Origin of the sequence: Streptomyces sp. SID1328, from assembly GCF_009865595.1 — a bacterium.
Taxonomy (GTDB): Bacteria; Actinomycetota; Actinomycetes; order Streptomycetales; family Streptomycetaceae; genus Streptomyces; species Streptomyces griseoluteus.
Genome location: NZ_WWKH01000322.1, coordinates 1 through 302, shown reverse-complemented (window position 1 = coordinate 302; position 302 = coordinate 1). Strand labels below are relative to the sequence as shown.

Annotated in this window: 1 protein-coding gene; it reads right to left on the bottom strand. The window is 64.9% G+C overall.

What is annotated here, in order from left to right; translation table 11 throughout:
• Positions 1-302: potassium-transporting ATPase subunit KdpA (locus tag GT030_RS09290; RefSeq protein WP_161200679.1), on the bottom strand; the 302-nt coding region annotated here is incomplete at both ends.

Sequence of the window (302 nt, the reverse complement as noted above, 5' to 3'; positions counted from 1 at the left end):
CCGCCGACGCCGAAGCGGACCTCCTTGCCCTCCATCGCGGCACCCGCGGCCTGCAACGCCGGGCCGTGGTGGGCGAACTCGGTCCACATCATCAAGACGACGAAGCCCAGCCAGATCGTGAACATGGTCGCGAGGATCGCGTAACCCTGCTTCACACTGCCGACCATCACACCGAACGTGCGGGTGAGGGAGAACGGGATCACCAGGATCAGGAAGATCTCGAAGAGGTTCGTGAACGGCGTCGGGTTCTCGAACGGGTGCGCCGAGTTGGCGTTGAAGTAGCCGCCGCCGTTGGTGCCCAG